We start from the raw sequence: 16494 nt of genomic DNA, 5'->3' as shown, positions 1-16494 counted from the left end.
GGGACCCGGGTCCCGGCCGCGTCCGGTCAGAAGAACTCGCGGCGGCCCGCCAGGGAGTCGATCCAGTGGTGCAGCTCGCCCCGCCAGTCGCGGGAGGCGGCGCTGTGGTGGTCGACGGTGAAGCGGTGGAAGGTGTCGCGGCCCTCGGAGAAGAGCAGGCCGGGCTTCTTGTCGAGCTCCAGCACGACGTCCATGCCCCGCTCGTCGGTGACGAACGACAGTTCCAGCTCGTTGAGGCCCCGGTAGTGGCTGGGGGCGTAGTACTCGATCTCCTGGTAGAAGGGCAGCCGCTGGCGCGTGTTGCGGATGCGTCCCTGCTCCAGGTCGGCCTGCTTGAACCGGAACCCCAGCGACACCAGCGCGTCCAGGAACGCCGCCTGGCCCGGCAGGGGCTCGATGGCCACCGGGTCCAGGTCGCCCGGGTCCACCGCCCTGGCCACGTGCAGCTGGGTGTTGACCCCCACGTTCATGCGGTGCAGGTGGCTGCCCTTGTAGGAGGTGACGGGGCTCTCCCACGGGACCTGGATCTCGAAGGGCACCTGGAAGCGCTGCCCCGGCGCCAGGTGGGCTCGGTCGCCCAGCCGCACCCGGTGGAACTCCATGTTCCTGTTGTACTCGTTGTCGCCGCTCTCGACCTCGACCCGGGCCTGCAGGCCCACGGTGAGCTGCTCGATCTCCTGCTCGACGTCGCCGCCCTCGATCAGGACGGTGCCGCGCACGGTACCGCCGGGCCGGGTCAGCGGAGACTCCAGGTGGGTTTCCACCGAGGCGCCGCCGAAACCGATACCTGCGAGCAGTCGCTTGAGAACCATGGACGTTCCTTCCCACCGCGATGGCGGGTGCCGGGCCGTGCGGACGGGTTCGGAGAGGGATGTGGAGAGGGCACCCTTGTCTGAAAGGACGTGGTGGGGGCCGGTTCGGTTCCGCCCGGTTCGGGCGGGGGTCAGTTTGCCGCGAGGCCCCGCAGCAGGGCCCGGAGGCCGGCGTGGAAGCGCTCGCGCGCCTCCTGCGGGCCGGGCGCGTCCTCGTCGCCCTCGTGGCGTACCTGGTGGATCGCCGAGCCCAGGCAGTAGGAGTACAGGGCGTCGGCGGCGATCCCGACACCCTCCTCCGAGAGCCCCGCCTCGGTGAAGGCGCGGTGGAGCAGGGCGCGGGCGGCGTCGTCGGCCGGGGTGTGCGGGGCGCGGTGGACCAGGAGCGAGAGGGCCCCGGAGAACTCGAGCAGCCGGTTGCGGTAGGTCTCGGCCCAGTCGGTGAGGCGCTCGTCCCAGGGGCGTGTGTCGGTCTCCTCCGCTCCGCTCCGCTCCTCCTGCTCCTCCTCCGACGGCTCCGTGTCCGAGGAGCCTGCCGCCGCGGGGGAGGTGACGTAGGCGGCGATGGCGTTGAACAGCTGCTCCTTGCCGAGGGGGAAGTGGTGGTAGATGGCCATGGCCTCCACCTCCAGGGCGTCACCCAGGCGGCGCATGGACAGACCGCCCAGCCCGCGGCCGGCGATGATGTGGAGCGCCTCGACGATGATGCGCTCCCGGCTGAGTCCTGCGTAGTTCCTGCTCACGGTGGTCCTTTCGGGGGTTGTCCAGCGCCAAGGTGCCGGATGTCGCACGCGGACGCCACCACTGACGCGCCGGCGGTGCGGGGTCCGGGGCGGCACGTCCGACCAAGGTCCTCCGGATCGGCACCGGAGAACGGTCGCACATGGCCTCCGCCACTATTAGAGTGCCCTCGACCGACGTTCGCGGGTGAGTGGAGTTCGACATGGGACGTGCAGACCACAGCAGGACGCAGGCGCACGAGAGCCTGGCCGCCGACCGGGAGCAGGCCCGGGAGCTGCCCCGACTGCTCAAGGAGGTCGCCGCGGCCGAGGAGGCGTTGGAGGCCGCCCGGGAGCGGGGCGCCTCGGCCGAGGAGCTGCACGAGAAGGGCATCGCCCTGGACACGGCGCTGACCGAGGCCATGCGGGCCGCCTACGCCGAAGAGCGCGTCCTGATCGGCCCCAAGGGCTACCAGGACCGCATCCACCGGCGCAAGCGCCTGGCCCGACCCCAGGTCCGCCGCGCCACGGAGGTGGCCGAGCGCCTGCTCACCGCACGGGAGACCCACCGACTGCACGGCATCCAGCGCGTGCCGCGCCGGGTGGGCTGACTCCGGCCCCGGTCCTCCGCACCCCGCGCCCGCGGGCGCGATAGTTTGGGTACCCGCCCGGGTATCGGGTGGAGGACGAGGCAGACGACTGTGGGGAGCGCAGTGGCAGTGGCGGATTTCATCCGCATCGACCCGACGTCGAAGGTACCGCCCTACGAGCAGATCCGGACGGTCGTGGCGATCGCCGCCGCCAACGGGGAGCTGCCGGTCGGCTACCGGCTTCCGACGGTGCGCGCGCTGGCCGGGCAGCTGTCCGTGGCGGTGAACACGGTGGCCCGCGCCTACCGAGAGCTGGAACAGGCCGGGGTGGTCGAGACACGCGGCCGCTCGGGCACCTTCATCGCCGCCGCGGGCGACGACCAGCGCGCCGAGGCGCTGGCGGCGGCCCGGGCCTACGCCGAGGTGATCAACCGGGTGGGGCTGGAGCACGACGAGGCGGTGAGGATCCTGCTCGCCGCCCTGAAGGCCTGAGGGCCCCCGGGCACGAGTGAGGGGCCGCCCCGTCGGGGCGGCCCCGCTGTGCGCCGGACCCTCCGCTCAGCTGGCGAAGTCGAGCAGCTGCTGTGCCCGGCTGGGGTGGCGCAGCTTGGACAGGGACTGCTTCTCCAGCTGGCGGATGCGCTCGCGGGTCAGTCCCAGGTGCTTGCCGATCTCGTCCAGGGTGCGCGGACGGCCGTCCATCAGCCCGAAGCGCAGGGACATGATGGTGGCCTCGCGGGGCTCCAGGTCGGACAGGGCGTTGCGCAGTTGGTCGGCCATGAGCTGGCGGTCCACCACCTCGGAGGCCTCCGAGGCGTCGACGTCCTCGATGAGGTCGCCGATGCGGGTCTCGCCGTCCTCGCCGATGGTGGAGTCGAGGCTGATGGGCTGGCGGGTGACCCGCAGCAGCTCCTCGATCTGGGCCGGGGTCTTGTCCAGTTCCAGCGCCAGCTCCTCGGGCGTGGGCTCGCGGCCCAGCGCCTGGTGCATGTCGCGCTCGAGGCGGCTGACCTTGCTCAGCAGCTCCAACACGTGCACGGGCAGGCGGATGGTGCGCGCCGAGTCGGCGAACCCGCGCTGGATGGCCTGGCGGATCCACCACATGGCGTAGGTGGAGAACTTGAAGCCCTTGGAGTAGTCGAACTTCTCCACGGCGCGGATGAGGCCGAGGTTGCCCTCCTGCACCACGTCCAGCAGGGACATGCCGCGGTCGCTGTACTTCTTGGCCACCGACACCACCAGGCGCAGGTTGGCCTCCAGCATGTGGGACTTGGCCTTGCGGCCGTCCTCGGCGATCTCCTCCAGCTCCTCGCGCTCGGCGGGGGCCATCTCGACCGTTCCGTCGACCTCGCCGTGCAGGCCCAGGCGGTACTCGGCGTAGAGGCCCGCCTCCACCCGCTTGGCCAGGTCGACCTCTTGCTCGGCGGTGAGCAGCTGGCGGCGGCCGATGGCCTTGAGGTAGGTGTGGACCGAGTCGCCCATCGCCGGGGAGTGGTCGTCGAGATCGGCCTCACCGGTCTCCTGGTCGAGCGACTCCACGGTCGGCTCGGTCTTCTTCGCGCGTCGCGTCGTGCGGGCCTTCCGCCGCGGGGCGGGACCCTTGCGGGCCGAGACCTTGGCGGTCTTGGGGGCCTCGTCGGTGTCGGGCGCGGTAGCGATGAGAGTGTCTTCCAGCACGTCGTCCTCGGCGTCGGTTTCGGCCACCGGTGCGGAGTCCTCGTCCCTGTTGGCGAGCCGGACCCCGTGGTCGGTGAGTTCACGCAGGATGGAACGGCCGTCGCCGGCGGAGACTCCGGCCGCGATGAAGGCGGTACGCAGTTCGGAGAGGGACAGCTGTCCCCGCGAGCGTCCGCGGCTGATCAGGTCGGTCAGGGCCGCCCGGGCGGCCTCGCTGGGGAGAGCGGCTCCGGTGGGGACCTTGGCGGGTGCCGAGGCGGCCGGGGCAGTGCTCTTCATCTGGGCACCTCCCTCCCTTCCATGACGTGTGGCACGCGGCGGAGGATTCCTGCCGTCTGGACGCGCCAATATGTCCAACGTGTCGGGGAGTCAAATGTTCCCTGTCTCGATTGGATATCGTCAGAAGTGGGATGGATCACCGCCCTGTCAGTGGCGAACACACCGTGGAAGCGGGTAAAGGAGCCCGTGCGCCGACGGGGCTCCTTCCGGTCGGATGCGGGGGAGGGCGCAGGGGAGCGCGGACCGAGGGATGCCGCCAACTGCGGACCTCCTTCGAAGAGGAGCCGTGGGGCCCGGATGCCCAGGTGACCCGGATATTCAGATAGACGCCGGGAGGGTTCGGTAAGTTCCCCGCAATCCGGACATGCTCATCGGCCGGAACGCAGCGCCACCAGGTCGGGCTTTCCCGAGGCCAGGAGGGGCAGGGACGCGCGCAGGTCCAGCTCGCGCGGAGCGGCGTAGGCGGGCAGCCGCTCGCGCACCCAGTCGCGCAGCTGCTCCAGGGAGGGCGGCGCGGCCGGATCGGCGGGCACCACGACCGCGCAGACCCGCTCGCCCCACTCGGGGTCGGGGCGCCCGACCACCACCGACTCGGCCACCGACGGATGCTCCAGGAGCAGGGCGTTCACCTGGCCCGGCACCACCTTGTGGCCACCGGTGTTGACGACCTCGTCCATCCGGCCCAGCACGCTCAGGCGGCCCTCGTCGTCCAGCCGCCCCAGGTCGTTGGTGCGCAGCCGGAGAACACCGTCGGGGCCGGTCTCCAGCGGATCCTCCCGCACCCGGCTGCCGGGGGCGAACCGGTAGCGTGTCAGCAGCACCGGGCCCGAGAGCGCGATCCGACCTGGTCCCCCCGGGACCTCGGCGTCGATGTGCACCCCGACACCGTCCAGAGGGACGCCGTCGTAGACGCAACCCCCGCAGGTCTCGCTCATGCCGTAGGTGGTCACGACCCGGCCGCCCGCCGCGCGGGCCCGCTCCAGCAGCTCGGGTTCGGCGGCGGCGCCGCCCAGCAGCACGGTCCCCAGCACGGACAGGTCCGTTCCGGCCGCCAGCAGCCGGCGCAGCTGGGTGGGGACCAGGGACACGTGCGGACGCAGGCCGCGGGCCGCCTCGGCGACACCCTCCACCGAGAAGGGGGCGTGCACGGCCTCGCTACCCGTGACCAGGGCGCGCATCAGCACCTGGATGCCGGAGATGTGCCCTGCGGGCAGTACGCACAGCCAGGTGTCGCCCCGGCGCGCGCCGATGCGCGCCACCGACGCCCGGGCCGAGGCCAGCAGGGCCCGCGCCGACAGCTCCACGCCCTTGGGAGTCCCGGTGGAGCCGGAGGTGGCGACCACCAGAGCGGTCTCCCCGTCGGCCGGGACGGCGTCCTCCAGGGGCTGTTCGCCCTCGGGGGTGAGCACGCTCGCCGGGCGCATGGCCGCCAGCAGCTCGCGCACGCGGGCCCCCGGCGTGCCCGCCGGGACGGGCAGCAGGGCGGGCCCCTCGCCCTCCAGGGCACGGGCCAGGAGGTCGGAGAGGTGCTCCGGCGGCAGTCCCACGGCGGCGCGCAGGGGACGGCCCTCGGAGGGGCCGCCGGTCGGGACGGGGACACAGGAAAGGTGAGCGGGTACCACGGCCGACAAGGGTACGCCTGCCCCGAGCGGGGTGCACCCGACGGGGCCGCAGCGGCGGGGGTGCGCTCTGCCGCCGTCGCCCGCCTGGCACAATGCGTAGGGTCGACGCGAGGACGCGGCCTGGTTGCGGGGCGCGGCCTCGCGGTTCCCAGATGTCCCCGTGAGGAGAAACAGTAGCCGTGAGCAGCGTGATCGACTGGCAGCGGTCGGGCGAGTATTCCGACATCATCTACGAGACCGCGGAGGGCATCGCCAAGATCACGATCAACCGGCCCGAGCGCCACAACGCCTTCCGGCCCCAGACCCTGTTCGAGCTCCAGGACGCCTTCAACGTCGCACGCGACGACTCGCAGGTCGGCGTGATCATCCTGACCGGAGCCGGGGACCAGGCCTTCTGCTCGGGCGGCGACCAGAAGATCCGCGGCGAGGACGGCTACATGGGCGACGACGCCGTGGCCCAGCAGGGCATCGGCCGCCTCAACGTGCTCGACCTGCAGGTGCAGATCCGCCGCCTGCCCAAGCCCGTCATCGCCATGGTCGCCGGCTGGTCCGTGGGCGGCGGCAACGTCCTCCAGGTCTGCTGCGACCTGACCATCGCCGCCGACAACGCCAAGTTCGGCCAGAGCGGTCCCAAGGTCGGCTCCTTCGACGGCGGCTACGGCTCCTGGCTGCTCGCCCAGACCGTCGGCCTGAAGAAGGCCCGGGAGATCTGGTACCTGTGCCGCCAGTACAGCGCGCAGGAGGCGCTGGAGATGGGCATGGTCAACACGGTCGTGCCGCTGGCCGATCTGGAGAAGGAGACCGTCGCCTGGGCGCGCGAGATGCTGGACAAGTCCCCGCTGGCGCTGCGCATGCTCAAGGGCGCCCTCAACGCCGTCAGCGACGGCGCCGCCGGGATGCAGCAGTTCGCCGGTGACGCCACCATGCTCTTCTACATGAGCGAGGAGGCCCAGGAGGGCCGCGACGCCTTCAAGGAGAAGCGCCGCCCCGAGTTCGACAAGTTCCCCCGCCGCCCGTGACGACAGCCGCCACCCCCTCCCCGGCGGGCGCGCCCGCCGGGGGCCGGTCCTTCGCCATCGGCCTGCGCAACCGCTTCCGCGGCATCACCGTGCGCGAGGGCATGCTCGTGCGCGGCCCCGCAGGCTGGGGCGAGTTCTCCCCCTTCGCCGAGTACGGGCCGCGCGAGTCCTCGCGCTGGTGGGCCTGCTGTGTGGAGGCCGCCTTCGAGGGCTGGCCGGCGCCGCTGCGCGACCGGGTGCCGGTCAACGTCACCGTCCCGGCCGTCGGCCCCGAGCGGGCCCACGCCATCACTGCGGCGGGCGGCTGCGCCACCGCCAAGGTCAAGGTCGCCGAACGCGGCCAGGACCCCGCCGAGGACCTGGCGCGCGTCGAGGCGGTGCGCGACGCCCTGGGCCCCTCGGGCAAGATACGCGTGGACGCCAACGGAGCCTGGGACGTGGACACCGCCGTGCGCATGGTCCGCGCCCTGGACCGCTTCGGCCTGGAGTACGTCGAGCAGCCCTGCGCCACCCTCGACGAGCTCGCCGAGGTACGGCGGCGGACCGACGTCCCCGTGGCGGCCGACGAGTCCGTGCGCCGGGCCGAGGACCCGCTGAGGGTGCGGGCCGCCGGGGCCGCCGACATCGTCGTGCTCAAGGTGCAGCCGCTGGGCGGCGTACGCGCCGCACTGCGCGTGGCCGAGGCCTGCGGCCTGCCCGTCGTGGTCTCCAGCGCGGTGGAGACCTCCGTGGGCCTGGCCGCCGGGGTGGCCCTGGCCGCGGCCCTGCCGGAACTGCCCCACGCCTGCGGCCTGGCCACCATGCAGATGCTCACCGCCGACGTCACCGCCGACCCGCTGCTGCCCCAGGACGGGTACCTGCCGGTGCGCGCGGCGGAGGTGGACGAGGAGAGCCTGCGCGCGGTGGAGACCGATCCGTCCGCCTGGCGCGCACGCGCCGAGGCCGCCCGCGCGGCCGTGACGGCTCTGCCGACCCCCGGGGCGGGCTGAGAGCGGCCCGCCGCCGGAGCGGGCCGGGACACGGATCACAGCGCCCTCTGTTCGCCGTTTCCACCCGAACGGGGTTCACTGGAAGGATGCGGTTCGCACGGCCACATCTGCCCCTTCGGTATCACCGGGGGGCGTGTGCGCCAGTCGAGTCCTGCGGTGATACTTGGTACATACCTTGACGAACGAAAGCGTTGTGGATGAATCCGTCTACCGCCCTGGCGCGGGTCCTCGTCGATGAACTGGCCCGCTGCGGCCTGACCGAGGCCGTCGTCGCGCCGGGGTCGCGATCGACGCCGCTGGCACTCGCCCTGGTCGCACATCCCGCGATCCGGGTGCACGTACGCGTCGACGAGCGCTCCGCCTCCTTCCTGGCGCTCGGGCTGGCCCGGGGGTCGCGCCGCCCCGTGGCCGTGGTGTGCACCTCCGGGACCGCTGCCGCCAACTTCCACCCGGCCGTGCTGGAGGCCGACGAGAGCGGGGTGCCGCTGCTGCTGCTCACCGCCGACCGCCCCCCGGAGCTGCGCGGCACCGGCGCCAACCAGAGCGTGGACCAGATGGGGATCTACGGCGGCGCCGTACGCATGTTCGCCGAGGTCGGCACACCCGACCCGGTGCCGGGCATGAACGCCTACTGGCGCTCGCTGGCCTGCCGGGCCTTCGGCAGCGCGGTGGGGGGCCGACCCGGACCGGTCCACCTCAACGTGGCCTTCCGAGACCCGCTCACGCCCGACGGCCCCGGCACTGTGTGGCCCGAGGGACTGGAGGGACGCGCGGAGGGCAGCCCCTGGATCTCCCGCCCCGGGGCGCAGGGAGAACCGGCCCCCTACACGCTTCCGCAGGTCGAGCGCGGCGTGATCGTGTGCGGCGACGGGGACTACGACCCGGTGCCCTTCCTGACCCTGTCCGAGCTCACCGGCTGGCCGCTGCTGGCCGAGCCCACCTCCAACGCCCGCCGCGGCGGCGCGCTGTCCACCTACCGGCAGCTGCTCGCCTCGCCCGCCTTCACGCAGGGCCCGGACCCCGAACTGGTGGTCAGTGTCGGCCGCCCCAACCTGTCGCGGCAGGTCACGGCGTTCCTCCGGAGGGCCCGGAGACACGTGGTGGTGGGCGCCTCCTCCGTCGGCGACCCGTCCGCCGCGCTGGGCAACGGTTTCCCCGACCCCGCCCGTACCGCCACCGACGTGGTGGCCGCCGTGGCACCCCCCGAGGGGCTGTCCTTCGACGCTCCCGAGCGCACCGCCTGGAGCGCGCGCTGGACGATCGCGGAGGAGGCCGCCCGGATCGCCCTGGACTCCGTGCTGGACGAGGACGGTGTGCTCAGCGAGCCGCGCCTGGCCCGCGACCTGGCCGCCCACCTGCCCTCGGGGTCGCTGCTCTTCGCCGGATCGAGCATGCCCATCCGCGACCTGGACGCCACCATGCGTTCCAGATGCGGTCTGCGGTTGGTCGGCAACCGCGGCGTGAGCGGGATCGACGGCACCGTCTCCACCGCGATCGGGGCCGCCCTGGCGCACCAGCGGGAGGACGGGACCGCCCCCGCCTACGCGCTGCTGGGCGACCTGGCCGTGCTCCACGACCAGAACGGCCTGGTCATCGGGCCGGGAGAGCCGCGCCCCGATCTGGCGGTCGTGGTGGTCAACAACGACGGCGGCGGTATCTTCTCCGGACTGGAACAGGCCGGACACCCCGACTTCGAGCGCGTCTTCGGCACCCCGCACGGCGTCACCATGGACCGGGTGGCGGCCATGGCCGATGTGCCCTGCGTCCAGCTGGAGTGGGCCGACGACCTGCCCAAGGCCCTGCTCGGAGAGGGTCTGCGCCTGATCGAGGTGCGCACCCGGCGCGCCGACAGCGCCGTGCTGCGCCGCCGTCTCCAGGAGTCGGTCGACACCGCCCTCCGCGCCCTGTGACGTGCGGACCCCGGGCGGTTCCCCGGGGCCGGAACCCGGATTCGGGCTGTCCGGGGCGCCATGATGCCGATAGACTACGCTGTGCGTCCATGATGTCGCCGTGGGTGTCGATCGAGGATGTACCGGCATCTTGCGGGGGCGTTCACCGGGGTTTCACCCGGGCGTGTGGAACCTCGGCCAAGGTCGAGTCCGGCCGGTGGCGACTCCGCCCGCCGGACGCCCCGCACGGCCCCTGCCACGTCTGAACCCCGGGCGGGGCGTGCGGGAGCGCTTTTCCGATCCGTGAGGAGAAGGTGTGCCCGAACCCGCGCCCCGCCGCCGTCCGCTGCCGCTGCTCGGCCAGGTCGGAGGCGGCCGGTCCCGAAGGACGTGCGAGCTGCGCTGTGGAGACGCGTGTTTCCACCCGGCGCCCAACACCAGCGACAACCCCTACTTCGGAGACGTCCTCAGCCGCTCCCTCTCCCGCCGGAGCGCCCTCCTGGCCGGCGCGGTCGGCGCCGGGATCCTGGGCCTGGCCGCCCCTGCCGCCGCGGGGCGGGCGGACCGCGGCCCGGGACGGCCCAAGCCCTCCCCCCGGCCCACCTTCCGCAGTGTCCTGCCCAACAGCGACGACCGGGTCACCGTCCCGGAGAACTACGAGCAACACGTCATCGTGCGCTGGGGGGATCCGGTCCTGCCCGACGCCCCCGAATTCGACGTCCACCACCAGACCGCCTGGGCCCAGTCCCGCCAGTTCGGCTACAACTGCGACTACGTGGGCCTGTACCAGCTCGACGACAACCGCGGACTGCTGTGGGTCAACCACGAGTACACCAATGAGAACCTCATGTTCGCGGGATACGGCGGCGGGGCCGCGGCGACCGAGGAACAGATCAGGATCGCGATGGCCGCCCACGGCGGCTCGCTGGTGGAGATCGAGCGGGTGGGCCGCAGCGGCCGATGGCGCCTGGTCACCGAGGGGCCGCGCAGCCACAACCGCCGCATCACGACCGACACCCGCATGCGCCTGACCGGTCCGGCCGCCGGGGACGCGCTGCTCAGGACGGCGGAGGACCCCGCGGGCACCGAGGTCCGCGGCATGCTCAACAACTGCTCGGGCGGCACCACCCCGTGGGGCACCTTCCTCACGGGGGAGGAGAACTTCAACCAGTACTTCGGCCACGCGCCCGGCACCGCCGAGAACGCCCGGTACGGCCTGGCCGGAGGAGCGTCGGGCCGACAGTGGGAGCGCGTCGACGAGCGCTTCGACCTCTCCAAGCACCCCAACGAGGCCCACCGCTTCGGCTACATCGTCGAGATCGACCCCCTGGACCCCGGGTCGGTGCCGGCCAAGCGCACGATGCTGGGCCGCTTCAAGCACGAGGGCGCCAACGTCCGCCTCGCCGAGGACGGCCGCGTCGTCGCCTACATGGGCGACGACGAGCGCTTCGACTACCTCTACAAGTTCGTCAGCCGGGACAGGTACCGGGAGGGCTCGCGCCGCCACAACCTCACCCTGCTCGACACCGGGACCCTCTACGTGGCCCGCCTGATCGGCAACAGCCCCGCCGGGGAGATCGACGGGGGCGGGGCCCTGCCCGCCGACGGCGAGTTCGACGGGACGGGTGAGTGGATCCCGCTCACCAGTGACACCGAGAGCTTCGTGGAGGGCTTCGGCGTCGCCGAGGTGCTCGTCCACACCCGCCTGGCCGCCGACAGGGCCGGGGCCACCAAGATGGACCGACCTGAGGACGTGGAGCCCAGCCCCGTCACGGGCAAGGTCTACGTGGCCCTGACCAACAACAGCGCCCGCGAGCCCGGCCAGGCCGACGAGCCCAACCCCCGCGGACCCAACAAGTACGGCCACGTCCTCGAGATCTCCGAGAACGGCGGGGACGCCGCAGCCACCGCCTTCACGTGGAGCGTCCCTCTGGTGTGCGGCGACCCCGAGGACGACAGCACCTACTACGCGGGCTTCGACAAGTCCAAGGTCATGCCGATCTCCTCACCCGACAACCTGACCTTCGACAGGGACGGCAACCTGTGGATCTCCACCGACGGCCAGCCCGGAACGCTCGGGAGCAACGACGGCCTGCACGTGATGCCGGTCGAGGGCCGCTTCCGCGGTGAACTCAGGACCTTCGCCACGGTCCCGGTGGAAGCCGAGGCGTGCGGTCCGCTCATCAGCCAGGACAACAAGACGGTGTTCCTCGCGCCGCAGCACCCCGGTGAGGACGGCACCTTCGAATCGCCCACCAGCCGCTGGCCCGACGGAGACCTCCCGCGCCCGTCCGTGGTGTGCATCTGGCACAAGGGCGGCGCTGACATCGGCCGGTAGCGCGGCGAACGGCCGACCCCGGCCCCGTATCCGCACCCGGTGCGGAAGCGCACGGCGTCGGATCGGAGGTCACCGGTCTCCGGGAGGAGCCACCTCCGACCGCGCCCGTGTGCCTGCTCCGCCGGCGCCGCCGGCGGAGCAGGCACACCCCGGGGCCGGGGCGGCCGCGGTGCTCGGCTGCCCCGGCGCGCCCGCGGGTCGCGCAGGCCGACGGGGCCGGGAGCGCGGACGGGGCCGACGTGTGGGCCAGGACGGTGGCCGCACCGTGCCACGCGCCGGCCTCTCCCCGGCGGAGGGGCGGAGCAGGAGTGCCGCGGGGTATCCGCCGGGGGACCTGCGATGTTTGCGGCCTTCTGTGCAGAGGGGGGAGAATGCGGATGTTTCTCACCCCAGCCATCAAGAGGTATGAATGTCGGACCACCCCCTGATCGACACCACCGTCGCGCACTCGGCGCGGGTGTGGAACTACTGGCAGGGAGGCAAGGACAACTATCCCGCGGACCGCGAGGTCGGCGACTACGTCCTGGCCGCCTACCCCGAGATGGTCGCCGCCGCGCGTGCCGACCGGGAGTTCCTGATACGGGCGGTCACCCACCTGGCCCGCGAGGCCGGCATCCGCCAGTTCCTCGACATCGGCACCGGACTTCCCAGCCACAACAACACCCACGAGGTCGCCCAGGCGGTGGCCCCCGACGCCCGCGTGGTCTACGTCGACAACGACCCCATGGTGCTGGCGCACGCGCGCGCCCTGCTGACCGGAGGCGGCGCGGGAGATGTCCACTACGTCGACGCCGATCTGCGCGAGCCCGAGAAGGTTCTGGCACAGGCACGCGAGTACCTGGACTTCGACCAGCCGATCGGTCTGACCGTCCTGGGCACCATGGGCCACACCGCCGACACCCAGGAGGCCTACGCCATCGTCCGCGCCTACGTCGAGGCACTTCCCCCGGGCAGCCACCTGGCCATGTGCGACGGCACGAGCACCAGCGAGCCGATGATCGAGGCGGCGCGCCGCTGGAACGAGACCGCGGCGCTGCCCTACCACCTGCGCACGCCCGAGGAGATCGCCGGGTTCTTCGACGGCCTGGAACTGCTGGAGCCCGGTGTGGTCTCGGCCACGCGGTGGCGACCCGAGGAGGGCGCGGACGAGAAGATCGAGGAGGTCGACCAGTACTGCGGTGTGGCCCGCAAACCCTGACCCGGGTCAGGCGCCGTCGTCGGTGAGGGCCCCGCGCATCGCGCGGAACTTGGACTCGGTCTCGGCGAGCTCGGACTCGGGGTCCGAACCGGCGACGATGCCGCACCCCGCGAACAGCCGGGCGCGGGCGCCGTCGACGAAGGCGCTGCGCAGGGCGATGCCCCACTCGGCGTTGCCCGCACCGTCCATCCAGCCGACGGGACCCGCGTAGCCCCCGCGGTCCATCCCCTCCACCTCGGCGATCAGGCGCATGGCCTCGGGAGTGGGCGTGCCCCCCACCGCGGCCGTGGGGTGCAGGGCCGCGAGCACCTCCAGGGTGGACACCCCGGGGGCGAGGCGGGCATGCGCGCGGGTGGCCAGGTGCTGGACGTTGGCCAGGCGGAGCAGGTGCGGCCAGGCAGGGACGGAGAGCTCGTCGGCGAAGGGCTCCATCGAGGCACGCAGCGAGTCGACCGCCAGGCCGTGCTCCTCCACGTCCTTGGCCGAGGACATGAGCTCCTCGCCCAGGCGGCGGTCCTCCTCAGGAGTGGCGCCCCGGGGACGGGTCCCCGCCAGCACCAGCGAGGTGAACTCGTCACCCTCGCGGCGCAGCAGCAGCTCCGGGGTGGCGCCGACCATGCCGGCGACCGAGAAGGTGAAGCAGCTGGGGAAGCGCATGCGCAGCCTCTCCAGCAGCGTGCGCACGTCGATGGGGGAACCGGCGTCGGCGACGGTGTCGCGGGCCAGCACCGCCTTCTCCAGATGCCCCGCGCGGATGTGCGCCACGGTGCCGGCGACGACGTCCTTCCATTCCGGGCCGCTCAGGGAGCCCGGCAGCCACGACAGCGGGCCGACCGGGCGCAGAGGCGGCACGGGGTGGAGCAGTTCCTCGGGGTGGACACCGGATGCGTCGGAGACGGTGGTCAGCCAGGTGCGGTCTCCGCGGCGGCCGAGCAGCACACGCGGTACCACCACGGACGAGCCGCTGGAGTCGGGTGCGAAGGTGAAGGTCCCGAAGGCGACCAGCCCGGTGCCGGGCAGGCCCACCTCGTCGGCCACGTCGGCCTTCTCCACGAGACCGTCGACCCAGCGGGCCGCCGCGGTGAAGCGAGTGGTGTCGGTGGGCTCGGTACCCGGAGGTTCTCCGGACAGGTCCAGGCGCGCGGCCTGCCCCCAGCCCACGATCCCGTCGTCCCCGGTCAGCCAGGCCAGCGGGGCGCCTGCGGGCAGGCGGCGTACCAGGCTTCCGGAGTGCGTGCGCAGCGCGACGGTCCGGACGAAGAGCTGGGGAGGAGGCAGGACGGCGTTCACGTCACACGAGTGTAGGCCTGGCTTGACGCTGCCATGTCCGTTTCCTGGCGGATCGGGACGGTGGGGAGCAGCACCTTGCCGAGTCGCGGAGACGTGGCGGACGGGGCGAACGCGACCTTGTCCACAGGTTGGCGCAATCGTGTCCGAAAATTGACATCGTCGTCTAATGTGGTTCGCGGTGTGTCCTGGGGGAGGGCACGCGCGATCACCGCAGGAGGAGACGCCCATGGGTCCAGTGGCACGTACCGCGACGGGGACGGTGCGCCGGGCGGTCGCGGCGGCGGCTTCCGCCGCCCTGCTCGCGGGCTGCTCCGCGGCGGGGACCCCGGAGGGCGGAGAGGCGAGTGCGGTCCGCTGCGCCGACGACGGCGGGCAGCAGATGCGCGGAGCGTGGCTCACCACCGTCCGCAACATCGACTGGCCCTCCACACCCGGGCTGAGCGCCCAGGAGCAGAAGGACGAGCTCGACGCCTACCTCGACGACGCGGTCGCGGCGAGGCTCAACGCGGTGTTCCTGCACGTGCGTCCCACCGCCGACGCGGTGTACGACTCCGACCTGGAGCCGTGGGCCCGCTACCTCACCGGCGAGCAGGGCGGCGACCCCGGCTACGACCCGCTGGAGTACGCGGTGGCCCGGGCCCACGAGCGCGGCCTGGAGCTGCACGCCTGGTTCAACCCCTACCGGGTCGGCTTCCAGGACCCCGATGTGGAGAACCTCGCGGAGGACCACCCCGTGCGCGAGAACCCCGACTGGCTGGTCGACTACGGCGACGAGGCCTACGTCGACCCGGGAAACCCCGAGGTCCGGGCATGGGTCACCCGGGTGATCACGGACGTGGTCGAGCGCTACGACATCGACGGCGTGCACTTCGACGACTTCTTCTACCCCTACCCCAAGGACGGGGAGGAGTTCGACGACGACGCCTCCTGGAAGGCCCACGGCGACGGCTTCGACGACCGCGACGACTGGCGGCGCGAGAACGTCAACCAGCTGATGCGCGACGTGCACGGGCAGATACAGGAGACCAAGCCCTGGGTGAGCTTCGGCGTCTCCCCGTTCGGCATTTGGCGCAACGACGCCACCGACCCCACCGGCTCGCCCACCTCGGGCCTCCAGTCCTACGACGCCCAGTACGCCGACACCCGCACCTGGATCCAGGAGGGGAGCATCGACTACGTCGCCCCCCAGCTGTACTGGGAGCGCGGCTTCGCCACCGCCGACTACGAGAAGCTGGCCGACTGGTGGGCCGGCGAGGTCGAGGGCACGGACGTGGAACTGTACATCGGCCAGGGCGCCTATCGGCTGGGCGAGGACGGATGGACCGGCGAGGACGCGCTGAGCACCCAGCTCGACTACTCCGGTGAGCTGGAGGAGGTCGACGGCGACATCTACTTCTCCGTCAAGAACCTGCGCCAGGAGCAGGACGTGGTCGACCACCTGCGCCGGACCCACTACGACACCCCGGCCCTGCCGCGGAGCACCGGCGGGGAGGACCGGGAGCCCGGCACCGCCGCCGTTGCGGGCGTGACCGCCCAGGCACGCGACGACCGGGTGGAGGTCTCCTGGGAGGAGACCGAGGGCGCCCGCTTCTACGCCGTCTACCGGCTGCCCGCCCAGACCCTGGAGGCGGCCGGCGGCGATGCCTCGGCCCGGTGCGCCGCGCTCACCCAGGAGAACCTGGTGGGCGTCACGGGACAGACGTCCCTGACCGACACCGCGGTGGGGGAGGACACCGCAGGGTACGCGGTCACCGCTCTGGACGACTACCGCGTCGAGGGGCCGGTGGGCGAGGTGGCCGATATTCACGCCTAGCCCGCCCGTCACCCACCACCACCCTCAAAGGTCGCCCCCGCGGGGGCGCCGACCTCTGTGCCCGTCACCCACCACCACCCTCAAAGGTCGCCCCCGCGGGGTGCCGGCCTCTGTGCCCGTCACCCACCACCACCCTCAAAGGTCGCCCCCGCGGGGTGCCGGCCCCTGCACCTGTCACCACTGCTTCCTGCTCTCGCTTATGCGGAGAAGAATTCAAAGAAACCTCGCGGATGCGGGTCGATCGACCCTGGAAGGCGCG

The 16494-nt window shown here is 72.5% G+C and carries 13 protein-coding genes; 8 read left to right on the top strand and 5 right to left on the bottom strand.

The annotated features are described in order from the left end of the window. Positions 1–26 precede the first annotated feature (26 nt). Complete coding sequence (locus tag FHS13_RS10360; protein WP_184290866.1) at positions 27–812, bottom strand: sporulation protein; 786 nt, start codon at positions 810–812, stop codon at positions 27–29. Between the two features lie 131 nt (positions 813–943). Then, positions 944–1555: a TetR family transcriptional regulator gene (locus FHS13_RS10355; RefSeq protein WP_184290864.1), complete on the bottom strand. Its 612-nt coding sequence runs from the start codon at positions 1553–1555 to the stop codon at positions 944–946. Positions 1556–1755: 200 nt separating this feature from the next. Between FHS13_RS10355 and FHS13_RS10350 the strand changes: the two genes are divergently transcribed. Next, on the top strand, positions 1756–2142 hold the full coding sequence (locus FHS13_RS10350; RefSeq protein WP_184290862.1) for a hypothetical protein: 387 nt from the start codon (positions 1756–1758) through the stop codon (positions 2140–2142). A gap of 108 nt (positions 2143–2250) precedes the next feature. Beyond that, positions 2251–2613, top strand: coding sequence for a GntR family transcriptional regulator (locus FHS13_RS10345; protein WP_184290860.1), 363 nt, complete (start codon positions 2251–2253; stop codon positions 2611–2613). Positions 2614–2679: 66 nt separating this feature from the next. Here FHS13_RS10345 and FHS13_RS10340 read toward each other — a convergent pair whose 3' ends face one another. Both FHS13_RS10340 and FHS13_RS10335 read right to left on the bottom strand, forming a co-directional pair. After that, positions 2680–4077, bottom strand: coding sequence for a sigma-70 family RNA polymerase sigma factor (locus tag FHS13_RS10340; protein WP_184290858.1), 1398 nt, complete (start codon positions 4075–4077; stop codon positions 2680–2682). Positions 4078–4445: 368 nt separating this feature from the next. Continuing rightward, entirely contained in the window at positions 4446–5708 is a 1263-nt protein-coding gene (locus FHS13_RS10335) for an AMP-binding protein (protein ID WP_425491169.1), read from the bottom strand. A 170-nt stretch (positions 5709–5878) separates the two neighbouring features. On the opposite strand from FHS13_RS10335, the gene menB reads away from it, so the two are divergent. The 5 genes from menB to FHS13_RS10310 all read left to right on the top strand — a co-directional run bounded on the left by menB (position 5879) and on the right by FHS13_RS10310 (position 13132). Further along, positions 5879–6718, top strand: a complete 840-nt coding sequence (gene menB, locus FHS13_RS10330) for a 1,4-dihydroxy-2-naphthoyl-CoA synthase (RefSeq protein ID WP_184290856.1) — start codon at positions 5879–5881, stop codon at positions 6716–6718. After that, complete coding sequence (locus tag FHS13_RS10325) at positions 6715–7707, top strand: o-succinylbenzoate synthase (RefSeq protein ID WP_184290854.1); 993 nt, start codon at positions 6715–6717, stop codon at positions 7705–7707. Before menB ends, FHS13_RS10325 begins: the two co-directional genes overlap by 4 nt. 197 nt (positions 7708–7904) lie before the next feature. Continuing rightward, positions 7905–9617 (top strand): 2-succinyl-5-enolpyruvyl-6-hydroxy-3-cyclohexene-1-carboxylic-acid synthase, encoded by a 1713-nt coding sequence (menD, locus tag FHS13_RS10320; RefSeq protein ID WP_184290852.1) that lies wholly within the window; start codon positions 7905–7907, stop codon positions 9615–9617. A 295-nt stretch (positions 9618–9912) separates the two neighbouring features. Continuing rightward, positions 9913–11934, top strand: a complete 2022-nt coding sequence (locus FHS13_RS10315) for an alkaline phosphatase PhoX (RefSeq protein ID WP_184290851.1) — start codon at positions 9913–9915, stop codon at positions 11932–11934. Between the two features lie 409 nt (positions 11935–12343). Continuing rightward, positions 12344–13132, top strand: a complete 789-nt coding sequence (locus tag FHS13_RS10310; protein WP_184290849.1) for an SAM-dependent methyltransferase — start codon at positions 12344–12346, stop codon at positions 13130–13132. 6 nt (positions 13133–13138) lie between these two features. Here FHS13_RS10310 and FHS13_RS10305 read toward each other — a convergent pair whose 3' ends face one another. Then, on the bottom strand, positions 13139–14422 hold the full coding sequence (locus tag FHS13_RS10305; protein ID WP_184290847.1) for an isochorismate synthase: 1284 nt from the start codon (positions 14420–14422) through the stop codon (positions 13139–13141). 226 nt (positions 14423–14648) lie between these two features. On the opposite strand from FHS13_RS10305, the gene FHS13_RS10300 reads away from it, so the two are divergent. Next, positions 14649–16235, top strand: a complete 1587-nt coding sequence (locus FHS13_RS10300; protein ID WP_184290845.1) for a glycoside hydrolase family 10-like protein — start codon at positions 14649–14651, stop codon at positions 16233–16235. The last annotated feature ends 259 nt before the right edge of the window (positions 16236–16494 follow it).

It is taken from the genome of Nocardiopsis algeriensis, assembly GCF_014203695.1.
In the GTDB taxonomy this organism is placed as follows: domain Bacteria; phylum Actinomycetota; class Actinomycetes; order Streptosporangiales; family Streptosporangiaceae; genus Nocardiopsis; species Nocardiopsis algeriensis.
The sequence above is the reverse complement of the archived record's forward strand: the minus strand, read 5'-3'. Positions and strand labels throughout refer to the sequence as shown.